At 68.7% G+C, this 16,310-nt stretch carries 17 protein-coding genes; 10 read left to right on the top strand and 7 right to left on the bottom strand.

Annotated elements, in window-relative coordinates; translation table 11 throughout:
- Nucleotides 1-7: 7 nt before the first annotated feature.
- Complete coding sequence (locus JM664_RS13990; RefSeq protein ID WP_406675802.1) at nucleotides 8-508, bottom strand: component of SufBCD complex; 501 nt, start codon at nucleotides 506-508, stop codon at nucleotides 8-10.
- A gap of 126 nt (nucleotides 509-634) precedes the next feature.
- On the opposite strand from JM664_RS13990, the gene hemB reads away from it, so the two are divergent.
- Nucleotides 635-1,627: a porphobilinogen synthase gene (hemB, locus tag JM664_RS13985; protein WP_406675801.1), complete on the top strand. Its 993-nt coding sequence runs from the start codon at nucleotides 635-637 to the stop codon at nucleotides 1,625-1,627.
- A 62-nt stretch (nucleotides 1,628-1,689) separates the two neighbouring features.
- On the opposite strand, the gene aroB is transcribed toward hemB, so the two are convergent.
- Nucleotides 1,690-2,808, bottom strand: coding sequence for a 3-dehydroquinate synthase (gene aroB / locus JM664_RS13980; RefSeq protein ID WP_227420542.1), 1,119 nt, complete (start codon nucleotides 2,806-2,808; stop codon nucleotides 1,690-1,692).
- Nucleotides 2,805-3,344, bottom strand: coding sequence for a shikimate kinase (locus JM664_RS13975; protein ID WP_227420541.1), 540 nt, complete (start codon nucleotides 3,342-3,344; stop codon nucleotides 2,805-2,807). The genes aroB and JM664_RS13975 overlap by 4 nt, the downstream gene beginning before the upstream one ends.
- Nucleotides 3,345-3,483: 139 nt before the next feature.
- Here JM664_RS13975 and JM664_RS18760 point away from each other — a divergent pair, with 139 nt between their 5' ends.
- Genes JM664_RS18760 through JM664_RS13960 form a run of 4 tightly spaced genes read left to right on the top strand, consistent with a single transcriptional unit; the run spans nucleotide 3,484 to nucleotide 7,338 of the window.
- Nucleotides 3,484-3,618, top strand: coding sequence for a hypothetical protein (locus JM664_RS18760; RefSeq protein WP_264465717.1), 135 nt, complete (start codon nucleotides 3,484-3,486; stop codon nucleotides 3,616-3,618).
- A complete protein-coding gene (locus tag JM664_RS13970; RefSeq protein WP_227420540.1) occupies nucleotides 3,608-5,056 on the top strand; it encodes a hypothetical protein in 1,449 nt (482 codons plus the stop codon). Before JM664_RS18760 ends, JM664_RS13970 begins: the two co-directional genes overlap by 11 nt.
- Complete coding sequence (locus JM664_RS13965) at nucleotides 5,053-5,991, top strand: tyrosine recombinase (protein ID WP_227420539.1); 939 nt, start codon at nucleotides 5,053-5,055, stop codon at nucleotides 5,989-5,991. Before JM664_RS13970 ends, JM664_RS13965 begins: the two co-directional genes overlap by 4 nt.
- A 54-nt stretch (nucleotides 5,992-6,045) precedes the next feature.
- Nucleotides 6,046-7,338, top strand: a complete 1,293-nt coding sequence (locus tag JM664_RS13960) for an HlyC/CorC family transporter (protein WP_227420538.1) — start codon at nucleotides 6,046-6,048, stop codon at nucleotides 7,336-7,338.
- On the opposite strand, the gene ligD is transcribed toward JM664_RS13960, so the two are convergent.
- Nucleotides 7,335-9,749, bottom strand: coding sequence for a DNA ligase D (ligD, locus tag JM664_RS13955; RefSeq protein WP_227420537.1), 2,415 nt, complete (start codon nucleotides 9,747-9,749; stop codon nucleotides 7,335-7,337). The two genes, JM664_RS13960 and ligD, sit on opposite strands and share 4 nt — an antisense overlap.
- 1 nt (nucleotide 9,750) lies before the next feature.
- On the bottom strand, nucleotides 9,751-10,659 hold the full coding sequence (ku, locus tag JM664_RS13950; RefSeq protein ID WP_227420536.1) for a non-homologous end joining protein Ku: 909 nt from the start codon (nucleotides 10,657-10,659) through the stop codon (nucleotides 9,751-9,753).
- Nucleotides 10,660-10,746: 87 nt separating this feature from the next.
- On the opposite strand from ku, the gene JM664_RS13945 reads away from it, so the two are divergent.
- The gene (locus JM664_RS13945; protein ID WP_227420535.1) at nucleotides 10,747-11,232 is read left to right on the top strand and encodes a DUF2383 domain-containing protein; all 486 of its coding nucleotides are present in this window, start codon (nucleotides 10,747-10,749) and stop codon (nucleotides 11,230-11,232) included.
- Nucleotide 11,233: 1 nt separating this feature from the next.
- Here JM664_RS13945 and JM664_RS13940 read toward each other — a convergent pair whose 3' ends face one another.
- Nucleotides 11,234-11,935 carry an RlmE family RNA methyltransferase gene (locus tag JM664_RS13940; RefSeq protein WP_227420534.1) on the bottom strand — a complete coding sequence of 234 codons (702 nt, stop codon included), beginning with the start codon at nucleotides 11,933-11,935 and terminating at the stop codon, nucleotides 11,234-11,236.
- A gap of 281 nt (nucleotides 11,936-12,216) precedes the next feature.
- A complete protein-coding gene (locus JM664_RS13935) occupies nucleotides 12,217-13,332 on the bottom strand; it encodes a Ppx/GppA phosphatase family protein (RefSeq protein WP_227420533.1) in 1,116 nt (371 codons plus the stop codon).
- Between the two features lie 146 nt (nucleotides 13,333-13,478).
- On the opposite strand from JM664_RS13935, the gene JM664_RS13930 reads away from it, so the two are divergent.
- The 4 genes from JM664_RS13930 (at nucleotide 13,479) to JM664_RS13915 (ending at nucleotide 16,252) form a co-directional block, all read left to right on the top strand.
- The gene (locus JM664_RS13930; protein WP_227420532.1) at nucleotides 13,479-13,784 is read left to right on the top strand and encodes a virulence factor; all 306 of its coding nucleotides are present in this window, start codon (nucleotides 13,479-13,481) and stop codon (nucleotides 13,782-13,784) included.
- Nucleotides 13,781-14,503, top strand: coding sequence for an HAD family hydrolase (locus JM664_RS13925; protein WP_227420531.1), 723 nt, complete (start codon nucleotides 13,781-13,783; stop codon nucleotides 14,501-14,503). The genes JM664_RS13930 and JM664_RS13925 overlap by 4 nt, the downstream gene beginning before the upstream one ends.
- A complete protein-coding gene (locus JM664_RS13920; protein WP_227420530.1) occupies nucleotides 14,488-15,447 on the top strand; it encodes a methyltetrahydrofolate cobalamin methyltransferase in 960 nt (319 codons plus the stop codon). The genes JM664_RS13925 and JM664_RS13920 overlap by 16 nt, the downstream gene beginning before the upstream one ends.
- 181 nt (nucleotides 15,448-15,628) lie before the next feature.
- Complete coding sequence (locus tag JM664_RS13915; RefSeq protein WP_227420529.1) at nucleotides 15,629-16,252, top strand: VPLPA-CTERM sorting domain-containing protein; 624 nt, start codon at nucleotides 15,629-15,631, stop codon at nucleotides 16,250-16,252.
- Nucleotides 16,253-16,310: the final 58 nt, after the last annotated feature.

The following is a 16,310-nucleotide window of genomic DNA, read 5'->3' as shown; positions in this document are numbered from 1 at the left end:
GCCGACGTCAGAAGGCCCAGGTCACTATGTTGATGTACATGCCCCATATGGCGGTGGCGAAGATGGTGATACCGCCCATCACCTGCGTCGCGAGCCGGTGCCGCATGAGATGGCGCAGCGCCGCCCCGTCCGCCACGATGCGTGTTGCGGTACGCAGGCTGAGGAGCAGGACGCCGGCCAGCGGCAGCAGCAAGAGCGCCAGCGCCTGCGCCAGTTCGAACCCGTAGACGAACCCGGTCAGGATCAGTGTCGTCGCCACGGCGCAGACGAAGCCGATGCCGACCGCGCCGCCCTCACGCGCCAGGCGCAGAATGCGTCGCGACATCATGTCGGCCAGGGTGCGCACCTCGGCCTCGGCCTCGCCTCCCTTGCGCCGGGCCTGCTGCAGCATGTCGAGCGGCACGCCGAGTGGCCGGCGCGCTGCCGAGGACCACGCGGCTGCGAGGGCGAGCCAGTACCAGATGTTCGAGAACGAGCGCACCTCGATCAGTTCGAAGACCGTCAGCACCGCCTCCATCCCGCTGCCGCACCGCGAGGCGCGACCGTATCGCCGGCCTCAAGTGATGGCCAGACTTGAGGCACGGCTGCTTTCGTGCCAACCCGAGCCCGAACCGATGATGATGAGATTGTTTCAGTGACCGTCGCACCCTATCCGTCCGCCCGCTTCCGCCGCCTGCGCCGCACGGATGCGCTGCGCCGCCTGACGCGCGAGGCGCGGCTCTCGCCGGACGACCTGATCTGGCCCATCTTCGTCATGGAGGGGGAGGATGCGGAGACCGCTGTGTCGTCGATGCCGGGCGTGTCGCGCCTGACGGTGGACCGGGCAGTGGCCGCCGCGAGCGAGGCGGCAGGGCTCGGCATCCATGCCATCTGTCTCTTTCCGTACGTCGAGGCGGACCGCAAGACCGAGCTCTGCGAGGAGGCGTGGAGCCAGGAGAACCTTTCGAACCGCGCGACCCGCGCGATCAAGGAGGCCGTGCCGGAGATCGCGGTGATGACGGACGTGGCGCTCGACCCCTACAACGCCCACGGGCACGACGGCATCGTGCGCGAGGGCGTGATCGTAAATGACGAGACGGTCGACGCGCTGACGCGGATGGCGCTGGCGCAGGCCGACGCGGGTGCGGACATCCTCGGCCCCTCGGACATGATGGACGGCCGGATCGGCGCGATGCGGCGCGCGCTGGAGGTCGCGGGGCACAAGGACGTTTCGATCATGTCCTACGCCGCGAAGTACGCGAGCGCATTCTACGGACCGTTCCGCGACGCGGTCGGAGCATCGGGCGCATTAAAGGGCGACAAGAAGACCTACCAGATGGACCCGGGCAACGGCAACGAGGCGCTGCGCCTTGTCGAGCGTGACCTGTTGGAGGGCGCCGACATGGTCATGGTGAAGCCGGGGATGCCCTATCTCGACATTTGCCGCCGGGTGAAGGAACGCTTTGGCGCGCCGACCTTCGCCTATCAGGTTTCGGGAGAGTACGCGATGATCCGCGCCGCCGCGCAGAACGGCTGGATAGACGGCGAGCGTGCGATGCTGGAGAGCCTGCTGGCCTTCAAGCGCGCGGGCTGCGACGGGATCCTGACATACTTCGCGCCGGAGGTGGCGCGGCTGCTGGGCCGTTAATCATGCGGAGGCGCGTTCCGCGCCACGCCTTTACTGGGGCGCCGCCCTGACGGGCGCCGCGATCAGCGCGTCTTCGCCGCGAGCCCATCGCTCAGGACGGACCGGACGATGTCCGGGTCGACATCGGTGGCCACGAAGGCGCGGCCGATCCCGCGGGCCAAGACGTAGCGCATCCGCCCGGCGATCACCTTCTTGTCCTGCGCCATCAGCTCCATCAGCCGGTTCGGATCCGGCAGATCGCCGGGAATGTCGACGAGGCCGGCGCGGCAGCCCATCTGGCGAAAGTGGGCCGCGACCCGCACAGGATCCTCCTGGCTGCAGAGCCCTAGGCGGGCGGAGGCTTCGAAGGCCAGGACGCAGCCGATCGCCACGGCCTCGCCGTGCAGCAGCCGGTCGCAGTAACCCGTCGCGGCCTCGAGCGCGTGTGCGAACGTGTGGCCGAGGTTCAGGAGCGCGCGGTCGCCGCTCTCCGTCTCGTCCCGTTCCACGATCCGCGCCTTGGCTGAGACCGAGCGCGCCACCGCCCACGACCGGACCGCCGCGTCGCCGTCGGCAAGCCGCGCACCGTCTCGCTCGAGGGCATCGAAGAATCCTGCGTCACCGAGAAGGCCGTACTTTGCCACCTCGCCATACCCCGCGAGCAGGTCGCGCCGCGGCAACGTGTCGAGCAGGCCGATGTCCGCGAGTACGAGCGACGGCTGATGGAAGGCGCCGACCAGGTTCTTGCCGTGCGGCGAGTTGATGCCGGTCTTCCCGCCGACGGAGCTGTCGACCTGTGCAAGGAGCGTGGAAGGCACCTGCACGTATCGCACGCCGCGCCTGAGGATGGCTGCGGCGAAGCCCGCGAGGTCGCCGATCACCCCGCCGCCGAGCGCCACGACCACGTCCGCCCGCTCCACCCGGCGCTCGAGCAGCCATTCCACCGCGCGCGAGAGGTGCGGCCAGCTCTTGGAGCCCTCGCCCGCTGGCAGGGCCAGCGCCTCCGACTCGATCCCTTCGCGGCGGAGCGCGGCCTGAAACGCCTGCAGATGCAGCGCCGCGACGGTCTCATCGGTAATGACCGCCACCCGTGGCCGCGCGAGCAACGGGCCGATGTGGCGGCCGGCCTCTTCGAGCAGGGCCGGACCCACGATGACGTCGTAGGCCCGCACGCCCAGCTCGACCCGCACCGTCTCGGTCATGCCAGCACATCCTCCCGCGCCGCGAGCGCCTCGTAGACGAGGCCGGCGGTCTCGACGGCGGTGATATCGGCGCGCGTGTCGACGACCACGTCGGCGAGGCCGTAGACCGGCGCGCGCTCCTCGGTCAGGCGCGCGAGCGTACCGCGCGGATCTGGCGTCCTGAGGAGCGGCCGCGTCTTCTTGTGCCGCACCCTTTGCCACAGCACGTCGACCGTGGCCCTCAGCCAGACCGAGATGCCGCGCGACGCGACCACCGCTCTGATCTGGGGCGAGAGGAAGGCGCCGCCGCCCAGCGAGAGCACGCGCCGGTTGTCATCGAGCAGACGCATGACGACCTGCTCCTCCTTCTCGCGAAAGAACGCCTCGCCTTCGCGCGCGAAGATCTCGGCGATCGTCAGGTTCGACGCCTTCTCGATCTCGAGGTCGCTGTCTGCAAAGGGCACGCCGAGCCGTCGGGCGAGTACGGTACCCACGGCAGTTTTGCCGGCGCCCATCATGCCGACCACCACCACGGACTTCGCCAAACGTTGTCGCAAACCGGCAGCGCCCCGCCCAAACCTTCGTGCCCAGTTCACTTGCATGAAGCCATCCGGGATGAAACACCATATATGAACCGGGCCGAGGGTCGTCGCAGACACGGGCCGGGCAGGCGAGAGCAGAGAGACGGACGTCACGATGGGCCGCAAGTGGAAAGCGCTGATCACACTCCTGGTGTTGGGCTTTCTGGCGTTCGTCGTCTTCGCGTATCTGGGCGATCTGTCGCCCGAGACTGTAGACGTCAACCAACCGGTGACGCTCGATGCGGACTAGCGTGCTGGGCTTTGTGCTCGCCGGCGCCGTCGTGGCATCCGCCGGGGCGCAACAGGACGCGCCGCTCTCGGCCATAGACTGGCTCTCGCGCAGCATCGAAGCGCCGGAGGCGTCGGACAATGCTTTGCCCGGTGACGTGACGGTCGCGCCACTCGATGAGCCTTTGAAGGCCGCCGGAACCATGTCGCCTGCAGCAGCGGGATTGCCGGAGCAGCTCTGGCACGGGTCGTCCCAGCACGACCTGATCCGGCTGATCGAGGCGCTGCCGAGCGACGTGCCGCCAGCGCTGCGCGGAACCGTGATCGACATGATGCTCGCCGCCGCCGCGCCCCCTGACGCCGATGAAAATTTCCTGTTTGCGCGGATCGACCGTTTGCTCGCCATGGGCAGGCTGGAGGACGCGCGGGCGTTGATAGAGGCTGCCGGCCCGCTTACGCCAGGCCTCTTCCGCCGCCTCTTCGACGTCGCGCTGCTGACCGGCACGGAGGACGCGGCCTGCGCCGAACTTGAGGCGCGGCCCGAGATCGCGCCGACCTATCCTGCGCGTATCTTCTGCCTTGCGCGCGGCGGCGACTGGCCGGCGGCGGCGCTGACGCTGGAGACCGCTCAGGCGCTCGACGCGCTCGACGCGGGCGAGCAGGTGATCATGGCGCGGTTCCTCGACGACGGAGAGAGCGACCTCTTGCCTCCGCCCGTCGGGACGGAACGCGTGACGCCGCTCCATTTCCGGATATACGAGGCCATAGGAGAGCCGCTGCCGACACGGCCCCTGCCCCTCGCCTTCGCGCACGCGGACTTGCGGGCGCAACTTGGCTGGAAGCGCCAGATCGAGGCTGCCGAGCGCCTTGCGCGTGCAGGCGCGCTGCCTGCGGATGGTCTGCTGGATCTTTATACCAGCCGCTCCCCTGCGGCGTCCGGCGGCGTCTGGGAACGGGCGGAAGCGGCGGCGGCACTGGTCGAGGCCCTGGAGGAAGGCGATGCCAGACCCGTCGCCGCGGCGGCCTTGGCGGCGTGGCAGGCATTCGCAGCCGCGGGGCTGGAGCACGTCTATGCCGATCTTTGGGCAGAACGGCTGAACGAGCTACCGCTGCAGGGAGAGGCTGCGCGGCTCGCGGAGACAGCCCTCCTGCTCGCAGGGCGAGGCAGCGCCGAAGACGCGGTCGATCGAGCAGCGTCGCTTGTCGGCAACGCGCGAACGGAGCGGGTCGAGACGGTCCGGCGCGGCCTCGAACGCGCTGAGCCGCGCTCTGTCGACGCCGAGCTCCTCCTGGACAGCCGGACGGGCGAGGCGATACTGTCCGCCCTCGGTCGTGCCGGAAGCGCATGGGAGGGCGGCGCCGACGACATGGCTGCGCTCCTCGCTACCCTGAGGGCGGCAGGGCTCGAGGAGGCGGCAAATAGGACTGCGGCGGCCTTTGTCGTCGCGCCCAAACCATGAGCGGCTCTGCGGCACCCGACGCCATCCGCGCCGCGCTCAGCATCGACGCTTTCCTCGAGGCGCAGGCGGCCGAACTCGGCGCCGCACACAACACGCGCCTCGCCTATGCACGCGACCTGCGGCACTTCGCCGACTGGCTTGACGAGCACGGCTCGTCCTTTGCAACCGCGCAGCGAGACACGATCGAGAGCTATCTGATCGACTGCGATCGGCTTGGCCTGTCTCGCGCGACGCGGGCACGCCGCCTCTCGGCGATCCGCCAGTTCTACCGCTTCGCATTCGAGGAAGGCTGGCGCGGCGAAAATCCGGCGATCCAGATCAGGGGACCCGGCCGCCAGAAGCGCCTGCCGCAAACCCTGAGCGAGGACGAGGTGGGCCGATTGATCGCCGCGGCATCTGACACCGGGCGTGGGCCGGCGGAGCGCCTGCGCAACGCTTGCCTCATGGAGCTGCTCTACGCCACCGGCATGCGCGTCAGCGAGCTGGTCGGGCTGCCGGTCGCCGCCGCGCGCGGCGACCCGCGGATGCTATTGGTGCGCGGCAAGGGCGGCCGCGAGCGGATGGTCCCGCTGACCGAGGACGCGCGCGCGCGGCTGGGCGAATGGCTGGTGCTTCGCGACGAAGCCCACTCTGCCTCGCGCCACCTCTTCCCGTCACGAGGCGCGGCCGGCCACCTGTCGCGCCACCGATTCTATCTCCTCATAAAGCAGATCGCGCTGAATGCTGGAGTCGACCCGGCGCGGGTGACGCCGCACGGACTGCGCCATGCCTTCGCGACGCACCTCCTTGCCAACGGCGCCGACCTGCGGTCGATCCAGACCCTACTGGGTCACGCTGATGTGGCGACGACCGAGATCTACACCCATGTCCTCGAGGCGCGGCTGCGCGACCTCGTCCTGACGCGCCACCCGCTGGCGCGGGAGGACACGGCCTGATATCTCCCTTTTCTCGGCGGGACCATCCGCCCCTGCCCGCAATCTGACGGAACCATGGACGGAATTCTCGATACCGCCTTCTGGACGACCATCCTCGCGATCATCGCGCTCCTGATCATGTCGGCCTTCTTCTCGGGCAGCGAGACGGCGCTGACGGCGGCCTCGCGCGGCAAGCTCAGGTCCCAGGCCGACAGGGGGTCAAGCGGCGCGCAGAGGGCGCTGACGATCACCGAGGACAGCGAGCGGCTGATCGGTTCGGTCCTGCTCGGCAACAATCTGGTCAACATCCTCGCGGCTTCGCTCGCAACCTCGCTCTTCACGCGCATCTTCGGCGAGAGCGGTGTCGCGCTGGCGACGCTGGTGATGACCTTCCTCGTCCTGATCTTCGCCGAGGTGCTGCCGAAGACCTACGCCATCACCAACGCCGAGACCGCCGCCGCACGGGTAGCGCCCGCGATCCGCTTCGTCATCCTGATCTTCGCCCCGGTGGTCAGCGCGGTACGAGCGTTCGTGCGATTGATCCTGCGGCTTTTCGGCGTGCGCACCGATCCGGATGTGCACGTCCTCGCAGTGCGGGAAGAGATCATGGGCGCGCTCTCGATCGGTCATTCCGAGGGTGTGGTGGAGAAGGAGGATCGCGACCGCATCCTCGGCGCGCTCGACCTCGCGGACCGCACCGTCGAGGAGATCATGCTCCACCGCAGCCAGATCGAGATGATCGACGCCGACCTCCCGGCGAGCGAGATCGTGGCGCTCAGCCTGCGCTCGCCGCACACCCGCCTGCCGCTCTACAAGGGGGACGCCGAGAACATCGTCGGCGTCGTGCACGCCAAGGATCTGCTGCGGGCGATGTACGACCGGCGCGAGGTTGCGGGCAAGGAGGACCTGACCGAGTTCAACGTGACCGATGTGGCGATGGAGCCTTACTTCGTCCCGGAGACGACGCCGCTCGACGAGCAGATGCGCCAGTTCCTGGTGCGGCACACCCATTTCGCATTGGTCGTCGACGAGTACGGCGCACTCAGGGGCCTCATCACGCTCGAGGACATCCTCGAGGAGATCGTGGGAGAGATCACCGACGAGTTCGACGTGGACGAGCGCAAACGCATCCGGCGCACCGAAGCGGGCGACTGGCTGGTCGACGGCGGCATGACGATCCGAGACTTGAACCGCGAGACCGACTGGAACCTGCCGGACGAGGAGGCGAACACCGTCGCAGGCCTCGTCATACACGAGGCGCAGACGATCCCGATCCAGGGACAGGTCTTCTCGTTCCACGGCTTTCGCTTCGAGGTCGTGGCGCGCAAGGAGAACCGCATCACCCGGCTGAAGATCCGCCCGCTCTAGGCGGCGATGGCGTCCTCAAGCCGCCGGAGCACCGCATTGGAGAGCGTGCCTGTGGCGATGGCGGCCAACGGATCCGGCCGGTCCAACCGCTCCAGCGCGGCCGCCACGTTGAACGCGTTGCCGCCTGGCAGGTCAGGTAGCTCGTCCCAGTCGAGCGGCATAGCCACCGGAGCGCCGGGCCGCGCACGCACCGACCAGGGGCAGATGGCCGTCGCGCCACGGGTGTTGCGCTGCCAGTCGACGAAGATGCGGCCCTTGCGGGTGGACTTCGTCATCTTGGCGGTGAACCGGTCGGGCCAGCGACCGGCCATGTGCGTCGCGACGGTGCGGGCGAACGCGGAGATTGTCTCCACGTCGGTGGTGCGCCTCAGGGCCAGGACGACATGCAGGCCCTTGCCACCCGTCGTCATCAGACCTGGCTTTAGCCCGATGTCGCTGAGGAGCGCCCGCAACTCCGCCGCCGCCTCGCGGACGGCATCGAAGGTTAGGCCCTCGTCGGGGTCGAGGTCGAACACGACCCGGTCCGGACGGTCGAGACGATCGCGCCGCACCCCTCGGATGTGGAACTCGACGCTGCCCATCTGCACCGCCGAGATCAGTGCCTGCGCGCCGCCGAGATAGAGCCAGTCCTCGCCCTCGCTGCGGAAGGTCGTCATCGCGGCCGGAAAGCCCTTGCCGCCATGCTTCTGGAAGAAGCACGAGCGCGAGACGCCATCCGGGCAGCGGATCAGGCTCAGCGGCCGGTCCTGCCCGTGCGCCAGCAGCCGCTCGGCGGTCGCCGCATAGTAGTCGGCCAGCCCGCCCTTAGTCAGCCCGGCATTGGGGAACACCTGCCGGTCCGCGCTCGAGATGCGGATACCGAGCACTTCGCGCTGCTTCGGCTCCTCCGGCGGCGCAACGCCCACGTCATGCGCACTCACCTCGTCGGCGGCCTTGTCCTCGCGCAGGCCCTCGTAGACGCCGTGGCGGATGATCCCCTCGGACGTCAACTCGGCGTAGCGGACCTCGACCACCAGCTTCGGCTCGACCCAGCGCGCGCCACGCGCATCGGCGGGCGCCCTGCCGAAGGGCGAGCCCTTGCGGGCGTGCCGCTCCAGCAGCGGCGCAAGCTCCTCGAAGGCAGGCGCCCCGAAGCCGCCGCCGACCCGGCCGCGATAGGTCAGCTCCCCGCCCTCCCGCGTGGCGAGGACCAGCGAGGCGAACGGGCGCCCCTTCTTGTCGGACGGCATCCAGCCGGCGACGATGAACTCCGCTCGCCGGGTGCACTTGATCTTGCGCCACGCCGTCCCGCGGCCGGACCGCCACTTGCCGTCGATCCGTTTGGCGATGACGCCCTCTCCCCCCGCCGCGCAGACAGCCTCGAAGAGCGCCGGCCCGTGCCCCTCGATCATCGGCGAAAGCCTGAGCGGCCCGCGCGGCGGCAGCGGCTCCAGCAGCGTCTCCAGCCTCTCCCGCCGCTCCGTCAGCGGCCGCGACGACAGCTCCGTTCCGTCCAGGTGCAGGAGGTCGAAGGCATAGGCCACCAGCGACCGCCCCTCCTTCAGCGCCGTCTGCAGCCCGGAGAAGGACTCGTCGTCCCGCGCGACGATCTCGGCGTCGATCAGCGCGCGGCGACAGGTCAGCCCCTCCGCCGCCTGCGCCACGTCGTGGAAGCGGTCGGTCCAGTCCAGCCCGTTGCGCGAGTAGCAGCGCACCCCGCCCTTCCCCACGGCGATCTGGCAGCGATAGCCGTCGAGCTTCGGCTCGAACCACCAGGCGTCGCCCTCGGGAATGTCGTCGCTTGCGGTGGCCAGCATCGGGTCGCGGAACTTCGGCCGCGCGCCGCGCTCGGGCGCTCTGGCAGGCGCGTCGGCAGCGATCTCCTCGAGGTCGCGCCCGGTGGCGATGGATGTCGTGTGCTCTCCGATGAGCCCATCGGGCTCGTCGGTCGCGAGGTCGTCCGCCTCCTTGACCAGCAGCCAGTTCTCGCGCTTTGCATCGCCCTTGCGGGCGCCGCGCATCCGCACCAGCGCCCAGCCGCCCCGCATCCGCGCGCCATGGATGCGAAAGTGCAGCTTGCCCTGCCGCAGCCCGTCGTCCACGTCGTGCAGCGGCTCCCATTCGCCCCGGTCCCAGAGCATGACCGTGCCCGCGCCATACCCCTCGGGAATGACGCCCTCGAACCCGCCGTAGTCGATCGGATGGTCTTCCGTCCTGACCGCCAGCCGCTTCTGCGAGGGATCTGTCGAAGGCCCCTTCGTCACCGCCCAGCTCAGCAGCACGCCCTCGTGCTCGAGCCGCAGGTCGTAGTGCAGCCGGGTCGCGTCGTGCTTCTGCACGCAGAACGAACGGCCGGAAGCGGTGGACGTCCCTCCCCGCGGCTCGGGCGTCGCGTCGAAGTCCCGCTTCGCCTCGTAGTCCTTGAGGGCCATGTCAGGCCTGCTTGCGGCTCTTCGCGGCGGGCTTCGCGGACGACTTGGTCGCGGGCTTGTCGCCCGCAGCCGCCTTGGGGCGCGTCGATTTGCCGGAGGACTTCGAGCCCTTTCCCGAGGATTGCAGGCTCTTTTTCAGCGCGTCCATGAGGTCGACCACGTTTTCGCCGCCGGCGGGCTTGGATTCGCCGCTGTCGCCCGTCGCAACGCGGCGCGTCTTCTTGGACTTCGTCTTGGCGTCGATCAGTTCGCGCAGGGCCTTGTCGTAGCGGTCTTCGAAGGAAGCGGCCTCGAATGGCGCAGTCTTGCGGTCGATGAGCTGCGTGGCCACCGCCAGCAGCTCCTCGTCGGCCGGATCGTCCTCAATCCCCGAGAACAGCGGGTCCGCCTTGCGTATCTCGTCGGCGTAGTGGAGCGTCTCGAGCAGAAGTCCGTCGCCGCACGGTCGCAGCGCGCAGAGATACTCCCGCCCGCGCATCACGAGCTGCCCCAGCCCGACCTTGTCGGCCTTGCGCAGAGCGTCGCGCACAACGCGATAGGCATCCTCCGCAAGGTCATCCGTCGGCACGACGTAGTATGGCCGGTCGTACCAGAGTGGGCTGATTTCGCAGGCGCCGACGAACTGCACCAGCTCCAGTGTCTTCTTCGTCTCGAGCTTGATCTCGTCAATCTCTTCGGGCTCGAGCAGGATGTATTCGTCGCCCCCGGTCTCATAGCCCTTCAGGATCTCCGAGCTGTCCACCGGACCGACGCCCGGCACGACCTTCTCGTAGCGCACGCGCTTGCCGGAGGGACCATGGATCTGGCGAAAGCTAACCCTCGCGCCCGACTGCGTGGCAGAGTGGATCTCGACCGGGATCGAGACGAGCGACAGCCTCAGCTGACCCTTCCAGACGGCGCGCGATGCCATTGCGGTGCCTCCGTGACCTCTACTTGCGGAACGCGGCCGGACCAGCGGGCGTTCCGCATAGGCCGCCGGCATTCGAGGGAGGACGAGATGAGCACCAGCACGATACTGCCCGTGATCCAGCCGGTGGAGGGGGACCCGCACCCGGAATCCCTCGCAAAACTGCACACCGCGATCGTCGACGCCCGCAACGCCGACGAGTCGTTCGGCGACAGAGCCGACGCAGGCCTCGCTGCGCTCCTCGCGGAGTTCCGGGCGCTGCACGACGAGCACGACCGCCAGCTTGCGATGGCGATGGCGCGCCATGGGCATCCGCCGGACGAAGGAGGCTCGTTCACCATCTATCTGCACGAGGGGGTGGCCCGGCTGCGCGACTTCTTTGGCCGGGGCGACGGCGACGCACGCGCCCAGCTCATCGACGGGGAGCGCCACGTGATCGAGGCCTACAACGAGGCGCTGCGCCGCGGTCAGCCGGCCGACGTGAACGAGCTGTTGCAACGCCAACGCGAGGAACTAGCCGAGATGATCGTGCGCCACGATCCAAGCGCCGCCACCTCAGGGCGCCACCCGCTCTGAGCTAGCCGCGGAAACCTGTCGCGACGACGAATTTCTCCGAGCTATCGGCGCGGGACGCAGGCGGCTTGACGTTGGAAACCTTCTCGAAGCGCTGCTTGAGGAGCGTCTGCAGCCCGGTCTCGGCGCCGCCCGCCAGCACCTTGGCGACGAAGGTGCCGCCCTCTTCCAGCACGTCGAACGCGAGTTCCGCGGCCGCTTCGCACAGCGCCACGATGCGCAGGTGATCGGTCTGCTTGTGGCCGGAGGCCGAGGCCGCCATGTCCGACATCACAACGTCGGCGCGACCGACCAGCCACGCGCGCACCTGCGCGTCGGCGGCCTCCGAGAGGAAGTCGAGCACGTGCAGCTCTGCCCCAGCGATCGGATCGACCGGCTTGAGGTCGATGCCGATGACCCGTCCCTGCGGCTTGCCCGCGCGCTCCCCGAGCGCGTTCGTCCGCTCCACCGCCACCTGGCTCCAGCCACCTGGGGCGCAGCCGAGGTCCACGACTCGCGCGCCCGGGACGAGGAAACGGTACTTGTCATCCAACTCGATGATCTTGTAGGCGGCGCGGCCGCGATAGCCGTTAGCCTTGGCGCGTCGGACATAAGGGTCGTTCAGCTGCCGGTCGAGCCAGCGGGTCGAGCTCAGCTTGCGTCCGCGGGCTGTCCGGACCTGGACTCTCAGATCACGCTGACCGCGCCCACTCGTCTTCTTCGCCATGACGTCTCATCCGTTGCGATGCCGCCGCCGCTAGATGCGCGCCGGAGCGGCTCAGGTAAACCCCGCGTCGGACCCGACGGAGGGGCGCGTCCTTGAGGGCATCGAGCCCCTCGCCCGCGCACGGACGCGCCTGTGGGCGCGCCGTGGGCCCCACGCCCGAATGTCGGCGCATTCGCCCGCCGCCCTTGTCGCGCCGGATCGGCCGAAGCGCCCGGCGGACCGCAGGTCCGTCGCGCGTCCGACGGGGCTCGATGCCTCCGAGGAAGCGGCCCCCGGAGAAGTCAGTACGGCCCGTCCTCGAGCACGCCGTCCGCCGACATCTGCGAATAGAGCAGCCCCTCGCGCAGCCCCCTGTCCGCGACAGAAAGACGATCGGTCGGCCAGACCCGCAGGAGCGCCTGCAGGATCGCGGCGCCCGACATGATGAGCGCGTGGCGGTCCCGGCCGATCCGCGGATCGTTCCGCCGCCCCTCGGGGCCGAGCGACAGGTAGTCGCGGATGACCTTGTCGATCTGGTCCGATGTCATGCGCAGCCCATCGACCTTGTTGCGGTCATAGCGCCTCAGCCCCAGGTGGCTCGCCGCGACCGTGGTAACGGTGCCCGACGTGCCGACGATCTGGAACCCCTCCCGCGTCTGCTCGGCCTCGTAGGGGCTGAACTCCGACAGATTCTCCTCGAAGAACCAGCTCATCAGCGCGAAGCGCGCCGCGTCGTCGGTGACGTCGTCGAACTGGTCACGCAGGGTTGCCACGCCGAGCGGCACGGAGATCCAGTCGACTACTTGGGCGGCGGGAAACGGCGAGCCCTTCTCGGGCAGGAAACCGCTTTTCAGCCGCATGATGGCGCGCGGGCGGTCGAGCTTCGGGACCCGCGTGAGGTCGATCCAGACGAGCTCGGTCGAGCCGCCTCCGATGTCGACCACGAGGAGCTGCTCCGTCCGCGTTGAGACGAGCGGCGCGCAAGAGATGACGGCGAGGCGCGCCTCCTCCTCGGGCTCGATGATCTCGAGATCGAGCCCGGTCTCGCGTCGGACCATTCCAAGGAAGTCCGCACCGTTGCGCGCACGTCGGCAGGCTTCGGTCGCGACGAGGCGCATGCGCCGCACGTCGTGCTTGTAGAGCTTCGACCGGCAGATCCGCAGCGCCTGGATCGTCCGCTGCATCGAGGCGCGCGCCAGCCGACCCGACGCCTCGAGCCCGTGACCGAGCTGCACCGATTTGGAGAAGCTGTCGACGACGTGGAACTGGTTGCCCTTGGGCTGGGCGATCAGCATGCGGCAGGAGTTGGTGCCGAGGTCGAGCGCCGCATAGAGCTCGGCCGGATCGGCAATCGGCGGCGCGGACGGATCGACCGGCAACAGGATCGCGCCCGCACCCTTGGGACGCTTGGGCGGCATCTCGCCCTCCATTTCGAGTTGCACCGACTGTAGGTGCGCCGGTGCATCTGCGCAAGCGACGCAGCGTCAGCATCCTCCGGTGCACTCGCCTTGCCCCGCGACCGCAGCGAGGCTAAGCCCCCCGCAGGATGCGAGGAGGGACCGAGATGCCGGACGTCACCATCGTCTACTGGCGTGACATACCGGCTCAGGTGATCGTCGGGCGCGGTCGCTCGGCGGTGAAGCTGCCCCTCGCGGAACGTTTCGAGCAGGCGATCGACCGCGCGGCCATGCGCTCGGGGCTGGCCGGCTCCGACGCCTACCTTGGCGAATGGCGCCGCGTTCCCGAAGCCGCCGATGCCGCCGAACCGCAGGTCGCGGCGCGACAGGCGGCCGACCGGCTGGAAGCGGAACACGACGTGGAGCGGCTGCGCGAGCTGGTGGAGAATGGCGGCTGGTCGCGCGCGACATGAGCGGGAGCGCCGGGATACAACGCCGCGTCGCGGGCGGAGCTTCGCTGGAACTCGCGGCGTTGCTCTTCGATCTCGACGGCACGCTCCTCGCGACTGACGACCTCCACTACGAGGTCTTTGCCGATCTTGGTCGCCTGCACGGCGTCGGGATCGATCGGGCGCGCTATGATGCCGAGATCCAGGGACGGATGAACGCCGCGATCTTCGCCTCGCTCTTTCCGTCCGGCGACGCTCCTGCCCTCGCCGACGCGAAGGAGGCCGAGTTCCGACGGCGCCTGGCCACCGCCGGAGCGCAACCGCTCCCCGGCCTGCCGGACCTGCTGGAGTGGGCGGCGCAGCGGCGGCTGCGGACGGCAGTGGTGACGAACGCCCCGCGCATCAATGCCGATGCAATGCTGGCGGCGATCGGCCTCGCCGGGCGCTTCGACACCATCGTCATCGCCGAGGAGTGCGCGCGCGGCAAGCCCGACCCGCTGCCCTACCTCACGGCGATGCGGCGCATCGGCGTCGCGCCAGAGGGCTGCGTCGCCTTCGAGGACAGCCGGTCGGGCATCCGGTCGGCATGCGCGGCCGGTGCGCGGGTCGTCGGGCTGCGCACATCGCTTGACGCCGCTGCGCTCGAGGCCGCAGGTGCCGGTCTCGCAATCGGCGACTTCACCGACCCCGCTCTCTGGGACCTCCTCGACAAAGGAAGGCAGACCGAATGGCCCGAACCGTAATCGAATCCGCCAGCCGCACCGTCGTCATCGGCTTCGACCAGCCCTTCTGCGTGATCGGCGAGCGCATCAACCCGACCGGGCGCAAGAAGCTTGCCGCGGATCTGGAGGCCGGCGACTTTGCAACGGTCGAGCGCGACGCGGTGGAGCAGGTTGCCTGCGGAGCCATGGCGCTCGATGTCAATGCGGGCGTGGTCTACAACTCGAACCCAAATCCGAACGAGACCGAGCCGCCGCTGATGCGGACGATGATCGAGCTGGTCCAGAGCCTGGTGGACGTGCCACTGGTCATCGACAGCTCCGTTCCAGGAGCCCTGCAGGCAGGCCTCGAGGTGGCGAAGGGGCGACCGCTGGTCAATTCCGTCACCGGTGAGGACGAGCGGATGGAAACCGTCCTGCCGCTCGCCGCCAAGTACAACGTTCCCGTGGTGGCCATCTCGAACGACGATACCGGCATCTCGGAGGACCCGGACGTGCGCTTCGCCGTGGCGAAGCGTATCGTCGAGCGTGCGGCGGACCATGGCATCCCGGCGCACGACATCGTCGTCGACCCGCTGGTGATGCCGGTGGGCGCCATGGCGACCGCAGGGCGCCAGGTCTTCGCGCTCGTACGCCGCCTGCGCGAGGAACTCGGCGTGAATACTACCTGCGGCGCATCTAACGTCTCCTTCGGACTTCCGAACCGGCATGGAGTGAATGCGGCCTTCCTGCCGATGGCCATCGCCTCGGGCATGACCAGCGCAATCATGAACCCGACGCGGCCGGTCGAGATGGAGGCCATCCGAGCGGCGAACCTGCTGATGAACAACGATGCCAACGGCGCCGCTTGGATCGGCTTTGCACGGGTACTCGAAGCCGTAAAGGCCGGCACGCCTTATGCAGAGGCCGCGACTGCGGCCGCAGCGGGTGCCTCGCGGCGTGGCGGACGCCGCCGGGGACGCGCCTAAATCTCCGTTCGACTGCGTACGATCGCAATCAACGCTTGCATCCTGTTAACCCTTCGTTCACGTTGCTGAAACCGATCGGGTCAGAAGTGTGTTACCGGTCTGGAGTGGTTGTGAGTGGCCTTGGTTGCAAGAAATTGTCCGGTGCCCTCGCAGCGTCTCTATAACTTGTGAGGGGTACCAAATGCTCAATATCAAGAAACTCGTGACTGCGGCAGCACTCGCCGTCCTGCCGGGGATGGCTTCGGCCGCAATTCTCGACTTTACTGCCGCCGGTTCGTTGACCGGTACGTTCCAAGGTGTTGGCTACACCGTGACGGGTTCGCCGCGCGCCGCGAACCAGCGTCAGAATTTCGATGGCGATGCGTCGCTGGTTCTGGCGCCTCTCGCGCTTGAAAAGGATGGTATCGGCGTCGGCGACGACGAGATTTCCTTCGGCGAAATCGTGACGATCACTTTCGACAGGACGGTGACCATCCGCGATATCTACTTCCTCGACCTCTTCGAGTCGCCGAGCACGCGTGAGGAAGAAGTCGCCATCGTCACCGGCGACGATGTTCCTGGCGTCCTGACGTTCGGCGCCTTCGAACGCTACCCCGGCACCGGTTATGCCGAGGCGTCGCTCGCGGGTGGGCTGCGCGGCAGCGTCTTCACCTTCACGTCGTCGTTCACGAACGACTCGGTTGGCCGCCCGGACTACGCGCTGGCCGGTCTCAACCTGGCGCCGATCCCGCTTCCGGCGGGCGGTCTGCTCCTGGTGTCGGGCCTTGCCCTCGCCGGCGGCATCGCGCGGCGCCGCAAGGCCTGAGGTCGCCGCTGGCAGCCACCGGCTGCTGAACAAGCTGAAGGGCAGCCGCATAAACGCG

It is taken from the genome of Roseitranquillus sediminis, assembly GCF_016918935.1.
GTDB lineage: Bacteria > Pseudomonadota > Alphaproteobacteria > Rhodobacterales > Rhodobacteraceae > Roseitranquillus > Roseitranquillus sediminis.
The sequence above is the reverse complement of the archived record's forward strand: the minus strand, read 5'-3'. Positions and strand labels throughout refer to the sequence as shown.

Coding starts and splice junctions, on each gene's coding strand:
- JM664_RS13945 (WP_227420535.1), top strand. CDS start 10,747: ATGAGCACCAGCACGATACTGCCCGTGATCCAGCCGGTGGAGGGGGAC.
- ligD (WP_227420537.1), bottom strand. CDS start 9,749: ATGGCCCTCAAGGACTACGAGGCGAAGCGGGACTTCGACGCGACGCCC.
- JM664_RS13960 (WP_227420538.1), top strand. CDS start 6,046: ATGGACGGAATTCTCGATACCGCCTTCTGGACGACCATCCTCGCGATC.
- JM664_RS13965 (WP_227420539.1), top strand. CDS start 5,053: ATGAGCGGCTCTGCGGCACCCGACGCCATCCGCGCCGCGCTCAGCATC.
- ku (WP_227420536.1), bottom strand. CDS start 10,659: ATGGCATCGCGCGCCGTCTGGAAGGGTCAGCTGAGGCTGTCGCTCGTC.
- JM664_RS13930 (WP_227420532.1), top strand. CDS start 13,479: ATGCCGGACGTCACCATCGTCTACTGGCGTGACATACCGGCTCAGGTG.
- JM664_RS13925 (WP_227420531.1), top strand. CDS start 13,781: ATGAGCGGGAGCGCCGGGATACAACGCCGCGTCGCGGGCGGAGCTTCG.
- JM664_RS13915 (WP_227420529.1), top strand. CDS start 15,629: ATGCTCAATATCAAGAAACTCGTGACTGCGGCAGCACTCGCCGTCCTG.
- JM664_RS13935 (WP_227420533.1), bottom strand. CDS start 13,332: ATGCCGCCCAAGCGTCCCAAGGGTGCGGGCGCGATCCTGTTGCCGGTC.
- JM664_RS18760 (WP_264465717.1), top strand. CDS start 3,484: ATGGGCCGCAAGTGGAAAGCGCTGATCACACTCCTGGTGTTGGGCTTT.
- aroB (WP_227420542.1), bottom strand. CDS start 2,808: ATGACCGAGACGGTGCGGGTCGAGCTGGGCGTGCGGGCCTACGACGTC.
- JM664_RS13940 (WP_227420534.1), bottom strand. CDS start 11,935: ATGGCGAAGAAGACGAGTGGGCGCGGTCAGCGTGATCTGAGAGTCCAG.
- JM664_RS13970 (WP_227420540.1), top strand. CDS start 3,608: ATGCGGACTAGCGTGCTGGGCTTTGTGCTCGCCGGCGCCGTCGTGGCA.
- JM664_RS13920 (WP_227420530.1), top strand. CDS start 14,488: ATGGCCCGAACCGTAATCGAATCCGCCAGCCGCACCGTCGTCATCGGC.